Genomic DNA, 12,997 nt, shown 5'->3' with positions numbered 1-12,997 from the left:
GGGTCGGAAACCCATTTCACCGTCGTCTGATGGGCGCGCGAAACGGACATCGTTGATGCCGGCGGCAGGCCTGCCGGCATCCAATGAGGGAGGGTTGGGGCATGCAGACACGGGCTGGCAAAAAGCGATGGATCCGAGATCAGGAGAGCGAGAATTCGAAGGCCAGTTTTCCGGAGCTGTTCTTCGATCTCGTCTTCGTATTCGGGCTCATTCAGCTCTCCCACACGCTGGCTGCCGATTTCACCTCGGCAACGGTCGGAGAGGCATTCTTGCTGATCCTTGCGATCTGGTGGCTCTGGATCAACACGACATGGGTCACCAACCTCCTGGATCCGGACAGCATCCCCGTTCGCTACATGCTCTTTGCGCTGATGTTCGCGAGCATTCTCATGGCAATCGCGCTTCCGGAAGCGTTTGGCGAGCACGCCCTTGCCTTTGCCGGCGTCTACGCCGCCGTCCAGGTCGGTCGGTCTGTTTTCGCCTGGCTGGCGTTCCGGGGCGAGGACGATGAGACCGCAAGGACGTTTCTGCGCGTCATGCTGTGGTCAGCAGTCTCCGGTGGCCTCTGGGTTGCCGGAGCGCTGCTGAATTTCGAGGGTCGGATCATCGCCTGGGTCGCAGCCGTCGCGGTTGAATACGCCGGTCCGCTGGTCCGCTACAGGTTTCCCGGACTCGGGCCGGCGCCAAGGGAGACACTCATTCTGTCCGGCGAGCACATGGCTGAGCGCTGCGCCCTTTTCGTGATCATCTGTCTTGGCGAAACCGTTCTGACAACGGGCCGCAACACCGCAGAGCACATGGACGCAGATCTCACGATCCTCGTCTTTTGCAGTGCCTTCGTGAGCACCGTCGCCATGTGGTGGATCTATTTCCACAAGGGCCAGGAGGCCGCCGCGGAAAAGGCGGAAAAGACCTCGCGGCCGGAGGCGGTCGCCCACAATCTGTTCACCTACGGGCACGTTCCGATCGTCGCCGGGATCATCCTGACGGCCGTCGGCCAGGACTTCTCCCTGTCGCACGCGCAAGAGCCCGCTACGTTGAAAACGGCGTCGGTCGTGGTGGGCGGTCCCGTTCTCTTTCTTTGCGGCAACATATGGGTGAAACTCGCTGCGGCGAGCCGGTTGCCGCTGTCGCACGTGGCCGGCCTCGTCGCGCTGGCGCTGCTCCCGGCGGTGGGCTCGTCGCTTCAAAACTATGCGCTCAGCCTCGGCGCGACAGCCTGTCTGCTGATCGCTTCAACGTGGGATTACGCGGTTCTCCGCTGGCCGCTCAGCCGAAACGCCAGCAGCACCTGACATCGCCGAACCGCGGGTTCTGCCAAAGCCCGGCCGCTTGGCCGGGCTCTTCGAGCTGCTCTTCAATCCAGGTGCTCAATCCAGTTGTTCAATCCAGGTGCTCTGGCATTTCCTTGAGCTGGTCCTTCGTCCAGGTGGTGACGGCATGAACATCGCCGTCGTCGTCACGCATGAAGTCAAGATCGGAAAGCGGCACGGCAACCGGCTTGGCACCGATGCCGAGGAAACCGCCGACATCGATGACAACCGTGCCGCTCGCGTCATGGATGTGATCGACGGTGCCGACCTTGTCATCGTCGGCGCCATAGACGGTTGCTCCCTGCAGGACTGCTGGCGTCAACTCGGAAGGGGTAAGGCGAACATGACTGCTATGATCCATCTCGAGGTCTCCTTTTCAACATGGACCTGAACAACCGGATCACGTGCGATCTGTTCCCGCCGAATGTCATTATTTCCGGCAATATCGCGCGGATTTCGGAGGCCATGGTCGCCGGGCAGGGGGACGAAGCGAGTCACCGACGTACGTTTCACTCCATCGAAACGCGATCGAAGAATTCGGAACAAGTGGCCGATTGCGTCGTTGTGGAGGTGTACCTGAAACAACGATTGGGAGAAACCGCGATGGATTGGAACCGCGTCGAAGGTAACTGGAAACAGATCAAGGGCAAGGTCAAGGAACAGTGGGGCAAGCTCACGGATGACGACCTCGATCAGATCAACGGCAAGCGCGAGCAGCTCGAAGGCAAGATCCAGGAGCGCTACGGCTATGCCAAGGACCAGGCCCGAAAGGACATCGACGACTGGTACGGAAACCAGCGTTTCCACTGATCAGTTTTAACTGATTGTCCGACCCGCCTCTCGCTCCCAGTCGCCATTCGACGGCTGCGGAGCGAGAGGCACGTTTCTTTCATAGTCTGTGCAGCGCGACGCCAGTGGGGGCATCTCCGGTATGAGGCTCTATCGATGCAACGTCAGTGGGCTTCCGCTCTATTTCGACAATCATTTCAGCGTCGGTGCTGCCAACGCGCCGGTCGGCTTTGTTGCCGATACGCTGACGTTGCACACGCTGTCGCCGTCGGGCAACGGCTTGTGGACCATCCCTTCCCGGCCCGGCGAAACCTGGCGCTTCTGCGCCAATGCGGCAATCGACGGCAGCAACTGGCTCGTCCGGTCCGATGACACCAATCTCCTTGCGATACCCGCACGCTACAATCGGCTTATTCCGAACACCGACACGGCCGAGGGCCTGGAAAGGTTCCACCGGATCGGCGCCGCACAGCGTCATCTCTTCTATTCGATCTTGCGGTTTGACCTTCCATGTCCGGGGCGAGAGGTCGATCCGGAAGGTGGCCTGGTCTTCGACTTTCTCGAGGACGCAGTCGAAGGCAGTGGTGGCGTGAGCCCTGCTATGACCGGCCACCAGGATGGGCTGATCACGTTGCGCGCGGCCGAGGCCGACGACGCGATACGCGAAGCTGTGCGTGTGTCCATGGGCGAACCCTATCGCACGCTGCTCGGTCACTTCCGTCACGAGATCGGCCACTTCTATTTCCAGCAGCTGGTCAGATATGGACCTGTCCTCGACGAGGCGCGCGCGCTTTTCGGCGACGAGCGCGTGGACTATCAGGCGGCGCTTCAGAGATATTACAGTGACGGTCCACCAGTGGACTGGCAGGACGGCTTCATCTCGCCCTATGCCGCAAGCCACCCCTCGGAAGATTTTGCCGAGTGCTGGGCGCACCTGTTCCACATCGTCGACACGCTGGAAACGACGCGGTCGTTCGGCCTGTCGATCGACCCCTTTCGTCACCTTGATCTGCAGGCGGAGGTCGATTTCGACCCCTACCGCGCAGAAAGCGCCCAGCAACTGGTCGACGCCTGGGTGCCGATCAGCCTCGCGCTCAACAGCTTCCAGCGATCGATGGGCGAGCGCGATATCTATCCCTTCGTCCTTTCTCCGCCTGTTGTCGCGAAGCTGGACTTCATCAACCGGCTGATCGCGGCGGCGCGCCGGGATCGATCATCGCAGCGCGCCTGATGATTGCGTGGAACGATAACGACGGCAGCGCATTGTCTGCGGTAAGTGAACGTTCCGGGTGACCGATGGATATTGGACTGAAGACAAAGCTGAATGAACACGCCTGGTGGAGCACCCGCCGCGGCGCCTCTGCGGTCATCGGCACGGCGATCCACGACGGAGGCCTGGTGCGGGACGACATCGCCCGGCAAATGCGCATCAGGCAAGAAGATCGATTGCGCGAGGAAGATCCCTTCACGGCCGAGATGATCGGCGACCTCGCGAACCAGGTCGTCGTCCATCGGTCCCGTTTCGAAGTCGACCTGAACCGCCCGCGGGAGGGCGCGATCTATGTGCGGCCCGAACAGGCCTGGGGAATGCGGATCTGGCGCGAACCACCCTCCGACCGTTCGATCGAAGAAGGCCTGCGACTGCACGATTCCTACTATGCAATGCTGGAAGGCTATCTGCGCGGCATCGAGGCGGACTACGGCCGTTTTGTCGTTCTTGACATTCACAGCTACAACCACCGGCGGAGCGGGCCGGACGCCGAACCCAGCCCGCCGGCCGACGCGCCCGAGGTGAACATCGGGACGTTTTCCATGGACCGTGACCGGTGGAGTAAGGTCGTCGACGCCTTTTCAAGCTACGTCAAGCAGTTCGATTTTCTCGGTCGGCGTCTGGATGTCGGCGAGAACGTCGCGTTTCAAGGACGCGGGGAACAGACACGTTTCATTCACGAGCGCTTTCCCGAGACCGGTTGCGCGCTCGCGATCGAGTTCAAGAAATTCTTCATGGACGAATGGACCGGCGCTCCCGACCCTGCAGCGGTCGCGGCGCTCCGCGGCCTGATCCGCGGAGCGGTTCCGTTGCTGGAAAAGGTGCTGAAGGGGGCGCCATGAGCGTCTTCTCTTCGGTGCACATGGCCAGTCCGGCTGTTGATGACATCCTTGCCCTTCTTGAGACGGGCAAGCGCATGCGCCTCGAATTCGATGGCGGGCGACTGCACATCGACAGGCCTCTGCCTTATCTCTGCATCCATATAGGGACTGCCGAGACCCATCCTGTCGCCCGCGAGCTCGCGGCGTCCCAGGCCTCCTACCTGCTTGCCGATGACCTCTCGGCCGTGACCGGCCTGATCAAGGCGATCGCCACCGCGATGCGCGCGAAGTTTGGCGCATTCGTCCTGCTCGACGTCGATGAACTTCAGCGCGACCGGCTGCTGTCCGAAGACGCACCCTACCTTCAACCGTTCGAGGTCACGCTTTCGGCGACAGGAGAGCCGTCGGCGAAAAAGGGCGTGAAAGCCTTTGTCGCCGCCGTCGAGGCGTTCGAGTATCGCTTTCGCAAGCCACGGGTCGAAGTCTCACGGGCTTTGGATGACGCCTGCGTGCGGCCGGAGTTGCTGTCGCTCGACGTACCGCTCCTCACCTTGCGCTTTGCGCCCATTTACCGGGTGCCTGCATCGGACGACATCTACCCGGAACTGAAGGAAAGGCTTGTCGGCAATCTGCTTGACGCGTCTCTTCACGCCGTCGCCGGGTTTGTCGCAGCCGAGGGCCTCCCGGCGCCGCCGACGCATCGCGCGCTGGGACGCAAGGCCTTCATCGACGCCGTCGAGCGCGCCGACCGCAGCATGGATGAGATCGCCTCCAGCTTCGACTTCCTCATGGCCGTCACGCCGATCAATGCGAGTGCGGCCTGGCTCGAGTTCAAGGAGCATCGCTACCAGCGACAGCCGAGCTTCCTTTATCGCCCGTTGTCGCTGATGGTCGAGCGGGAAAAGCGGCGGCTCTACTCGATCCCGCTGGACCGGCTGGAAGACCCGGTGCTGCACCAGCTCTACCGCGAGAAGCGACAGGAGCTGGATATCCAGCTGTCGCTGATCGCGGAGCGCGAAGGCGATCGGTTCATGGATCTTTCCCGAACGCTTTATGGCTCTGTCGAGAAGCCGTTGCTTGCCGCTGCCCATGAACTGCTTGACGGCACGGCCAAGGCAAGCCCGTCGATCGCCGGCACAGGCCCCACCGTCGGCTGGGCATTTGTCGAGCAGCACGCGCGCGACATGATCGGACGCTATCGCCACCGCAGCGAGGAATTCGATGCGGTCGTCGAAGTTCGCGACGACGTTCCCCCCGGCCTGATGGTGTCCGGACGCCGGCTGCTGATCTCGCGGCGCACGGAAATGACGTTACATCGCGTCGAAGCTCTCTTGAGCCATGAGGTCGGGGTTCATCTGCTCACCTACTTCAACGGGTCTTCGCAAGGGCTGCGTGTCTTTCGCACCGGACTTGCCGGTTACGAGGGCATGCAGGAGGGGCTCGCGGTCTTTGCCGAATATCTGGTCGGCGGATTTACGCGCGACCGATTGCGGCAGCTGGCACTAAGGGTGGTCGGATGCCACCTGATGCTGGGTGGCGCGTCGTTCGTCGAAGCGTTCCGCACCATGACCGGGACCTACGGGTTCGGTGCGGAGCCGTCGTTCGGGCTGCTCCTGCGGATCTATCGGGGCGGTGGATTTGCCAAGGACGCAATCTATCTGCGCGGGTTGCTCTCTCTTCTGGCGCACCTGGCATCCGGCCAGGCGCTCGATCCGTTCTGGATGGGAAAGATATCGGCGGCGCACTTCAAGGTCATGCAAGAACTCGGGGCCCGAGGATTGCTGAAGGCGCCGATCCTGCGGCCGATCTGCCTTGAGCACGACGAAGGGCGGTTGCGGCTGGAGCGCGCCCGCGCCGGACTGACGCCGCTTGGTATGCTGGAACCCTAAAGGAGAAATAGATGCGCATAGGATTCTTCGTCAACTCGATCGAGGCGGAGACGCCGACATTCACGACGACGGGATTGGCCTTCGCGGCGGTCGGCCGTGGGCACGAGGTGTGCTACGTCACGCCCGGGGACTTCGTGCTTCGACCGGACGATCACCTTTTCGTCCGCAGCAATGCGCTTCCGTCGAAGCGGTTCCGCAAGGCCGAGAGCCTGCATGCGGCCCTGCAATCGGAAGCCGAGGTGAAGGTCGTCGATGTCGGCGAGATCGACGTGCTGTTCCTTCGCAACGATCCGTCCCTCGACGCGGCCGATCGACCTTGGGCGGCCAATATCGGCGCGATGTTCGGGCGCCTCGCGGCAGAGCGCGGCGTGATCGTGGTCAACGATCCCGATGGCCTCGCCCGCGCCCAGAACAAACTCTACTTCCAGGATTTTCCAAGAGCGGTTCGACCTGAGACCCTCATTTCAAAAAGCATCGAAGAAATACGCACGTTCATCGACGATCACCCCGCCGGCGTCATTCTCAAGCCGCTGCAGGGGTCCGGCGGAAAGCATGTGTTCAAGATCAATTCACCGCAGGAAGCCAACCTCAACCAGATTTTCGAAGCGGTGAGCGGCGAAGGTTATCTCATTGCGCAGGGCTACCTCCCGGCGGCGACGGAAGGCGATATCCGGCTGTTCCTGATGAACGGTCGTCCGTTGGAGAAGGACGGCGCCTATGCCGCCATGCGCCGGGTACCGGCCAAGGGCGAGGTGCGGTCCAACATTCACGCGAGCGGCAAGCCGGCGCGTGTCGAAATCACCCCGCAAATCCTCAAGATTGCCGAGATGGTTCGACCGAAGCTGATCGAGGATGGCATGTTTCTCGTCGGGCTCGACATCGTCGGAGACCAGATCCTCGAGATCAACGTCTTCACGCCTGGGGGGCTCACCACCATGCACGACCTGTACAAGGTGGACTTCGCCGCCGTCGTGATCGAAGCGCTCGAACGAAAGGTCGAGCACAGAGGCAATTCCAATGGCCAGATCGCAAACAGCATCCTGGCCACCCTCTAGTTCGTTCCGTTGCACCGGCAAGTCTTCGGTATGTGCCGGACGTAGACGGCCGCCCGGCATATCGGTTCATCCAGGGGTCAGGATGGATCGACGGGGGCGGAAAGCATGACCGTACCCATCTCATCGCCGTCCCAATAGCTCAGCTGCGATGCGCGCACCTTGATCAAAAGGAGGCCCGGAGTGTCCACCCCTTGCGGGAACCATCGCTCAAGGTCGCTCCTCCAATGCTGCGAGAATGCCTGCCTGTCGTCGACGAGGGAGGCGATGCCCTGAATTGCAATGAAGATGCCGGGCTTGCCGAGCAGGCTCGGAGCGGCCGTGTAGGTCAGGCCGACCTTCGGGTCGGAGTTTATGTCGTCGATCTTGCGCGACCGGTCGTAGCAGAAGAACCAGGTGTCCCCGTCATAGTCCACATCGCCGTTGTTGCTCATCGGCCGGCTGCTGATCGTGCCGTCAGCCCCCTGCGTCGAGAGCATTCCAAAGTCGATGGTCTTCAATTCTTTTGAGATTTCACTCAGCGTCAAGGTCATGATCCTGGCTCCGATTGGTGATCGGATCCAACCGCGTTCGTTCAAAGGGGTTCCATTACGGTGGCTTTCCGACCCCGTGCTACGGTTCGCTGAAACCGGTGGCGGCCAGGCGAGATCGCCCCTCGGGATCGTTGCGGAAAATCAATCCGCCGCGCGCGCTCGACTGCATCGGCACATAGTCGAGCGTGGTCTCCACCGTTTCGACGACGGCATCTCCGTCCATGATCTCGCCACGCACGACGACGCCGGCCGCCGTTCGGTCGGCGGTGTTTTCGGCGTCGAACATCACCAGATAGCCGCCGGCGCGTTTTTCAATGCTGATGACAGTCACTGCGAGGTCGGGAGGTGCTGTGCTCTGTGTCAGGGCCTCGAAAGTGATCCAGCCGATGAGCGCCACGATGACGAGGGCTGAGACCGAACCGGTCAGCCACTCGACCCAGTGGGCCTTGCGACGTTCGACGGATCTTGATTTCGACGGTCTCGCCATGGTGGTTCCCTAGAGGATGAGGCGTGCGGCCGCGGCGCCGATCGCGCTCGGGAACCCGAGGACCACGGTGACCATGATTGCCTGGGTCAGATCGAGCCCGTCGAGGCGATGAAACGTCCACAGACAGTAAAGACTGATTGCCAGGGCGATGATGTAGCCGGGGCAGGTGAAGCGGATGAGGGCGTGCCAGCCGGGCGTTCCCTCTTCGAGTTCGTGCCCGCCGACGAAGGACAGAACATAGACGAAGCCATGCATGAGCAGGATCGACGCCAGGACAAGGGCAAGGGCGTGCCAGAGCGACATCTTGAAGGATACCAGGATCATCTCTTCGGTCGGGGCGACGTTCAGGCCGAGAAACAGGGCGCCGACGGCCATCATGAAGAGTTCGCCGCCGTAACCGTCATCCTGGTTTTCGTCGACCGGATCCGTATCGTCGGCGCTGTGTTCGTCTTGGACCCCGAGTTCGCTACGCCCGAGCAGCGCACCGATACTGGCGGGGACCGCCTGAATGGCGATCATGCCGAGCGCTTCCGGCACCGTCTGGTTGATACTGAGGACGCCGATGATCAAGAGGACGAACGCGCTCGCCACCACGCCCAGGAGGTACGCAATGCTCGCATCCCTGAGCGCCTCGCGCCAGGTCGAGACATCTTCAAACCCGATCCGACGTGCAAGCAGGATCAGCAGTGGAATGTTGACCAATAACAGGAGCAGCAGCCGGGAGCGGTCGATGTAGAGCCCGAGTTCCCACATCTCCATCGTCAGGAACATCGGCAACGCGAAAAGAAGGGCGCCGGCGAAGCCTCGGGCCAGGCCCTTGCTGAACCTGCCGTGATCGAAATCTTCCCGCGTTCCGGTGGTTGCCGCCCTGTGCGCCCCCAATGTCCACCCCTTTTCCCTGCTGCCGGCCGATGCGTCACGCACGCTCCGGCGTCTTTTGTTGCCGTGAATAACGTTGTGACGGAACGCAAGTTCCTGATGGCCGCGTCTGCTGATTTCGAAAAGCTCGGAACAACATTCGTCGCAGCGAATTTGGAGCGGGAAATGGAGTGTGGCGATGATCTTGATATTACCGGAATTTGGTTGCCGCAGCGGCGAAGGGGCTGAGTTCGCTGGGCTGATCGCATCGATCAAATGCGCGTTGGCGTCGGAGGCACGGTTCGAGACGCGAAAGCTGACCTTCAGGGTGCTCGGCAATTGCCTTGTCATCGAGGGCGCGGTTGATGTCACCGGCGCAGCCGATCATGTGCGGCGTCTTGCCGAGGACGTTGCCGGCGCAGGCCGCGTCATCGTCCGTATCAGTTGTCCTCGCGATTGACCGTTTTCCGCAAGGCGACGTTCGCTGAGACCTGCAGCCCGTCCGGTCTTCGGCTCCGTCGGCATGTTCGAAGAGCCTCCAGCGAACGAAAAGCGTCATTCCGGCCAAACCTTTGCACCGAGCAGATCTTTTGGGAACAATCGCGAAGCCAGCGTCTTAGTCACCAGGAAAGTCAATGTTTAAGAAGTTCGCTTGGAGCGGTAGCCGATGCCATTGGATGTGTTCGACAAGGAGGCGACCGACGATATCCTGCGGGCAAGGCTTGCAGCGATCGTGGAGTCCTCGTTCGACGCGATCGTCAGCAAGGATCTGAACGGTATCGTGCAAACCTGGAACGGCGCTGCCGAGCGCCTGTTCGGGTACACCGCCGACGAGATGATCGGACGATCCATCCTCACCATCATACCGTCCCATCTGCACGGCGAAGAGGCGGATTTCCTGCAGCGCCTGCGCAAGGGTGGGAGGGTCGAGTCCTTCGAGACGGTGCGGCAACGCAAGGACGGCAGCTACGTGTCGATCTCACTGACCATCTCGCCGATACGCAATGCAGAAGGGCGTATCGTCGGAGCATCGAAGGTGGCGCGCGACATCACGGCGACGAAGGATCGGGAAAGGCGCATCCGCATGCTGCTGCGTGAAGTCAACCATCGCGTCAAGAACCAGTACGCCATCATTCTCTCGATGATCCGTCAGGCCGGCAGCGAGGCGCCGGATGCGGCGACCTTGCAGAAGAACCTCGAAGAACGGATCTGGGCCCTTTCGGCGTCCCATGATCTGATTGCTTCGGCCGATTGGAAGGGGACGGACCTGAAGTGGTTGATCGAGACGCAGATCGCGCCGTTTGACGCGGGCGAGCACTGCGCGCTTGCCGGGCCGGACCTAGCACTTGCGCCGGCCGCCATCGAGAATCTCGGCATGGCGATCCATGAACTCGCGATGAATTCGTCGAGGGGAGGGGTGTTGATGTCAGGCGAAGGCACAATATCGATTGCCTGGGCTCTTGATACGCAAGAGCCGAGTTCGCGCTTCTCGATCATTTGGGAGGAGCGATTTGCTTCCAGCGGCAACCTTCATGATTTCCCTCGCTCGGGCTTTGGTGCGGTTGTCCTCAGGAGGATCGTGCCGCAGGCGCTGAACGCAAAGGTGGAGATTACCCAAGGCGACGGGTATCTTTGCTGGCGACTGGCCGGGCCAGCGGATCGTTTCCTCGATTTGCCGCACCTTGACCTTTGAAGACCCGCGTGGGTGTTGCGCCGCGCGGGTCTAACAGGTCGGGTCTCGCACCCTCCTGCATGTCTCCTTGAACAAGAGCGCTTCAGTTGGCGATGCGGATGCTTCGCTCGCGCATGTAGCGATCGAGAGCGCTGCGCGCCGGACCGACATCCTCCAGGATACGGCGCGCTTCCATGGGAGCGAGCCCGTAGCGCGCAATGAATTCGGCCAGGTCGTAATGTCCGTTAAAGACGGCCTCGGCGGGATCTATAACCCTGGCGCGACCGCGCCTTGCAGCAGCGGTGCGTGGGCCTGCCCGAACCGCTCCGGACACCATCTCGATCTCTTTCATGCTTGCCTCCCGTGTTCTTTGGCTGCGCTGGCCGAAGACGTGTCTCGGTCACGCGTCTGACAATCCAAGTGTGCGAGACGACTTTTTGTTCCCTTTCGGAACCATTGCTGTCCGACAAGGTTGGAGGCTCCGCATCAGCTCACGAAAAGGAAGATTGTTATGGCCGAAAAGACACTCGAAACGCTGTTTCACGATGCCTTGAAGGACATCTATTACGCGGAGAGGCAGATACTGAAGGCTCTGCCCAAAATGGCGCGCGCCGCACAACTGCCCGAAAGCAAGGCGGCGTTTGAAAAGCATCGGGACGAGACCGAGGTTCATGTCGAACGGCTACAGCAAGTGTTCGACATTCTTGGCAAGCGCGCCCAGGGAAAGACATGCGAAGCCATTCAGGGCATCCTTGCCGAGGGCGAAGAGATCATCGAGGATTTCAAGGGCAGTCCGGCGCTCGATGCCGGTCTCATTTCCACGGCGCAGGCCGTCGAACACTACGAGATTTCCCGCTACGGCACGCTGAAGACCTGGGCCAAGCAGCTCGGCCTCGGGGAGGCCGTGTCACTGCTTGACCAAACACTCCAGGAAGAGGGCGCGACCGACAAGGCACTGAGCAAGCTTGCCGTGACGGCGGCCAACACCAAGGCGCTCGCGGCATGACATGCGGCCATCGCGCTTGAAGGACGCCATGCCAACTTCAGGCGCGGTGGGCGAGAGCCCTGTGGTGATGTCTGCATGGCTATGTGGGCTCAGGGAGAGCGGGGTGCGCGCTTTGCGTTCCGTTCAAGAAATCTCAGCAGCTGCAGCTCATCGGCGCGTAATCCCGCAACGGGTTTGTTGTTTTTCCGCCTCCTCGAGGACAGAGCGTCGTTTCCGTTTGCGAGGGCAAGGACGTCCGGGTGGATGTAGCTTTTCCGGCACACCGCCTTGGTGTTGTGCAGAACGTCTGCCGCTGCCTCGCACATCTCCTTGATGGTGGGCCGCACGCCCTCGTCGAGCGCTCGCCGGGCGACGGCAAAGGCGGCGAGGCTTCCTGCCCATGTGCGGAATGTCTTTGCGGAAATCGCCGCTCCGGACATATCGGCAAGATAGCGGTTGAAGCGGCCGGAATCGATCGGCTGGGTCTTGCCGTCGGAACTGGCGAAAACGAACAGCTGCCGTCCCGGAAGGTCGGCGATCTCCTCAAGAACACGCTGCAGGCGGAGATTTCGAAGCCGCCTTCTGATCCGGCGTCCGCCCTTTCCCTTGAAGCTCAACTCGATGAATTCGCCTTGCATCTTCAGATGACGCTTCAGAAGCGTTGCTGCGCCGTAGGTGCCGTTCTCCTCGACATAGGTGGCGTTCCCGATCCTGAGCGGCGCCTGGTCGAGCAGGGCGGCAAGGGCACCAAGCACCGTTGTGGCGTCTTCGATCGGTCCTTCCATGTGACGCCTGATCTGCCGGCGGATGCGCGGCAGGCTGCGTGCAAATGTCGAGAGCTGATCGAATTTCTCCCGGCTGCGCATCTGTTGCCAGGCGTCGTGGTAGCGATACTGTTTGCGCCCTCGCACATCGTAGCCGGTTGCCTGCAGATGCCCGCACGCATCCAGGCAGATCCAGACCCGCTCATAGGCCGGCGGCAAGCCGAGCGCCTCGATGCGGCCGATGATCTTGGGGTCCTTGACCACGCTCCCGTCGGGCCGGCGGTAACGAAAGCCGCTGACGAGCCGACTGCGGCTGAACCCCGGATCCTTGTCGGAGACATAGATGAGTTCAAAGCCATCGGATGGCAGGAGCGTATCCACTCAAATGTGTCCTCGTGGTTCGTTTTTCCTCAAAGCAGCGCGTTGTAAAACAACGATGCAAACCAACGATGGCCAGGACGATTGGTTCCCGGTTTCGCGGCCGGTTGCAATGATGGCCAGGGCCATCGCCGACTGCGCATCGCCCGTCGTCTGGCGGGGGAACAAATTGCCCCGCTGCGCGGT

At 61.4% G+C, this 12,997-nt stretch carries 15 protein-coding genes; 9 read left to right on the top strand and 6 right to left on the bottom strand.

The genetic code is table 11. From position 1 onward, the window contains the following. The first annotated feature begins 101 nt into the window (after nt 1-101). Nucleotides 102-1,295, top strand: coding sequence for a low temperature requirement protein A (locus tag VGO12_RS29410; protein WP_327516269.1), 1,194 nt, complete (start codon nt 102-104; stop codon nt 1,293-1,295). Nucleotides 1,296-1,383: 88 nt separating this feature from the next. On the opposite strand, the gene VGO12_RS29405 is transcribed toward VGO12_RS29410, so the two are convergent. Then, nucleotides 1,384-1,674: a PRC-barrel domain-containing protein gene (locus VGO12_RS29405; RefSeq protein ID WP_327516268.1), complete on the bottom strand. Its 291-nt coding sequence runs from the start codon at nt 1,672-1,674 to the stop codon at nt 1,384-1,386. A 242-nt stretch (nt 1,675-1,916) separates the two neighbouring features. On the opposite strand from VGO12_RS29405, the gene VGO12_RS29400 reads away from it, so the two are divergent. From VGO12_RS29400 to VGO12_RS29380, 5 genes are all read left to right on the top strand, one after another. Next, nucleotides 1,917-2,123 (top strand): CsbD family protein, encoded by a 207-nt coding sequence (locus VGO12_RS29400; RefSeq protein ID WP_327516319.1) that lies wholly within the window; start codon nt 1,917-1,919, stop codon nt 2,121-2,123. 121 nt (nt 2,124-2,244) lie between these two features. Next, nucleotides 2,245-3,333 (top strand): zinc-binding metallopeptidase family protein, encoded by a 1,089-nt coding sequence (locus VGO12_RS29395; RefSeq protein WP_327516267.1) that lies wholly within the window; start codon nt 2,245-2,247, stop codon nt 3,331-3,333. A gap of 65 nt (nt 3,334-3,398) precedes the next feature. After that, on the top strand, nt 3,399-4,214 hold the full coding sequence (locus VGO12_RS29390; protein ID WP_327516266.1) for an N-formylglutamate amidohydrolase: 816 nt from the start codon (nt 3,399-3,401) through the stop codon (nt 4,212-4,214). Continuing rightward, entirely contained in the window at nt 4,211-6,082 is a 1,872-nt protein-coding gene (locus tag VGO12_RS29385) for a flavohemoglobin expression-modulating QEGLA motif protein (protein WP_327516265.1), read from the top strand. The genes VGO12_RS29390 and VGO12_RS29385 overlap by 4 nt, the downstream gene beginning before the upstream one ends. An 11-nt stretch (nt 6,083-6,093) precedes the next feature. Further along, nucleotides 6,094-7,137, top strand: coding sequence for a glutathione synthetase (locus tag VGO12_RS29380; RefSeq protein ID WP_327516264.1), 1,044 nt, complete (start codon nt 6,094-6,096; stop codon nt 7,135-7,137). 77 nt (nt 7,138-7,214) lie between these two features. Here the strand turns inward: VGO12_RS29380 and VGO12_RS29375 are convergent, their stop codons facing one another. The 3 genes from VGO12_RS29375 to VGO12_RS29365 form a co-directional block, all read right to left on the bottom strand. Further along, entirely contained in the window at nt 7,215-7,670 is a 456-nt protein-coding gene (locus VGO12_RS29375) for a pyridoxamine 5'-phosphate oxidase family protein (protein WP_327516318.1), read from the bottom strand. A 76-nt stretch (nt 7,671-7,746) separates the two neighbouring features. Then, nucleotides 7,747-8,154: a TIGR02588 family protein gene (locus VGO12_RS29370; RefSeq protein ID WP_327516263.1), complete on the bottom strand. Its 408-nt coding sequence runs from the start codon at nt 8,152-8,154 to the stop codon at nt 7,747-7,749. A 9-nt stretch (nt 8,155-8,163) separates the two neighbouring features. Next, entirely contained in the window at nt 8,164-9,036 is an 873-nt protein-coding gene (locus tag VGO12_RS29365) for a TIGR02587 family membrane protein (protein ID WP_327516317.1), read from the bottom strand. A 169-nt stretch (nt 9,037-9,205) separates the two neighbouring features. Between VGO12_RS29365 and VGO12_RS29360 the strand changes: the two genes are divergently transcribed. Then, on the top strand, nt 9,206-9,472 hold the full coding sequence (locus VGO12_RS29360) for a hypothetical protein (RefSeq protein WP_327516262.1): 267 nt from the start codon (nt 9,206-9,208) through the stop codon (nt 9,470-9,472). A 207-nt stretch (nt 9,473-9,679) separates the two neighbouring features. Beyond that, nucleotides 9,680-10,705 carry a PAS domain S-box protein gene (locus VGO12_RS29355; protein WP_327516261.1) on the top strand — a complete coding sequence of 342 codons (1,026 nt, stop codon included), beginning with the start codon at nt 9,680-9,682 and terminating at the stop codon, nt 10,703-10,705. 82 nt (nt 10,706-10,787) lie between these two features. Here VGO12_RS29355 and VGO12_RS29350 read toward each other — a convergent pair whose 3' ends face one another. Next, nucleotides 10,788-11,036, bottom strand: a complete 249-nt coding sequence (locus tag VGO12_RS29350; RefSeq protein ID WP_327516260.1) for a hypothetical protein — start codon at nt 11,034-11,036, stop codon at nt 10,788-10,790. Between the two features lie 159 nt (nt 11,037-11,195). Here VGO12_RS29350 and VGO12_RS29345 point away from each other — a divergent pair, with 159 nt between their 5' ends. Next, the gene (locus VGO12_RS29345; RefSeq protein ID WP_327516259.1) at nt 11,196-11,690 is read left to right on the top strand and encodes a ferritin-like domain-containing protein; all 495 of its coding nucleotides are present in this window, start codon (nt 11,196-11,198) and stop codon (nt 11,688-11,690) included. Between the two features lie 89 nt (nt 11,691-11,779). Here VGO12_RS29345 and VGO12_RS29340 read toward each other — a convergent pair whose 3' ends face one another. Beyond that, nucleotides 11,780-12,814 (bottom strand): DNA topoisomerase IB, encoded by a 1,035-nt coding sequence (locus tag VGO12_RS29340; RefSeq protein WP_327516258.1) that lies wholly within the window; start codon nt 12,812-12,814, stop codon nt 11,780-11,782. Nucleotides 12,815-12,997 lie beyond the last annotated feature (183 nt).

Origin of the sequence: Ensifer sp. (assembly GCF_035999135.1) — a bacterium.
In the GTDB taxonomy this organism is placed as follows: domain Bacteria; phylum Pseudomonadota; class Alphaproteobacteria; order Rhizobiales; family Rhizobiaceae; genus Ensifer.
The sequence above is the reverse complement of the archived record's forward strand: the minus strand, read 5'-3'. Positions and strand labels throughout refer to the sequence as shown.

Excerpts from the sequence above, each read along its gene's own strand:
- VGO12_RS29405 (WP_327516268.1), bottom strand. The coding sequence starts at position 1,674 with ATGGATCATAGCAGTCATGTTCGCCTTACCCCTTCCGAGTTGACGCCA.
- VGO12_RS29345 (WP_327516259.1), top strand. The coding sequence starts at position 11,196 with ATGGCCGAAAAGACACTCGAAACGCTGTTTCACGATGCCTTGAAGGAC.
- VGO12_RS29380 (WP_327516264.1), top strand. The coding sequence starts at position 6,094 with ATGCGCATAGGATTCTTCGTCAACTCGATCGAGGCGGAGACGCCGACA.
- VGO12_RS29400 (WP_327516319.1), top strand. The coding sequence starts at position 1,917 with ATGGATTGGAACCGCGTCGAAGGTAACTGGAAACAGATCAAGGGCAAG.
- VGO12_RS29390 (WP_327516266.1), top strand. The coding sequence starts at position 3,399 with ATGGATATTGGACTGAAGACAAAGCTGAATGAACACGCCTGGTGGAGC.
- VGO12_RS29385 (WP_327516265.1), top strand. The coding sequence starts at position 4,211 with ATGAGCGTCTTCTCTTCGGTGCACATGGCCAGTCCGGCTGTTGATGAC.
- VGO12_RS29370 (WP_327516263.1), bottom strand. The coding sequence starts at position 8,154 with ATGGCGAGACCGTCGAAATCAAGATCCGTCGAACGTCGCAAGGCCCAC.
- VGO12_RS29395 (WP_327516267.1), top strand. The coding sequence starts at position 2,245 with ATGAGGCTCTATCGATGCAACGTCAGTGGGCTTCCGCTCTATTTCGAC.
- VGO12_RS29355 (WP_327516261.1), top strand. The coding sequence starts at position 9,680 with ATGCCATTGGATGTGTTCGACAAGGAGGCGACCGACGATATCCTGCGG.
- VGO12_RS29410 (WP_327516269.1), top strand. The coding sequence starts at position 102 with ATGCAGACACGGGCTGGCAAAAAGCGATGGATCCGAGATCAGGAGAGC.
- VGO12_RS29350 (WP_327516260.1), bottom strand. The coding sequence starts at position 11,036 with ATGAAAGAGATCGAGATGGTGTCCGGAGCGGTTCGGGCAGGCCCACGC.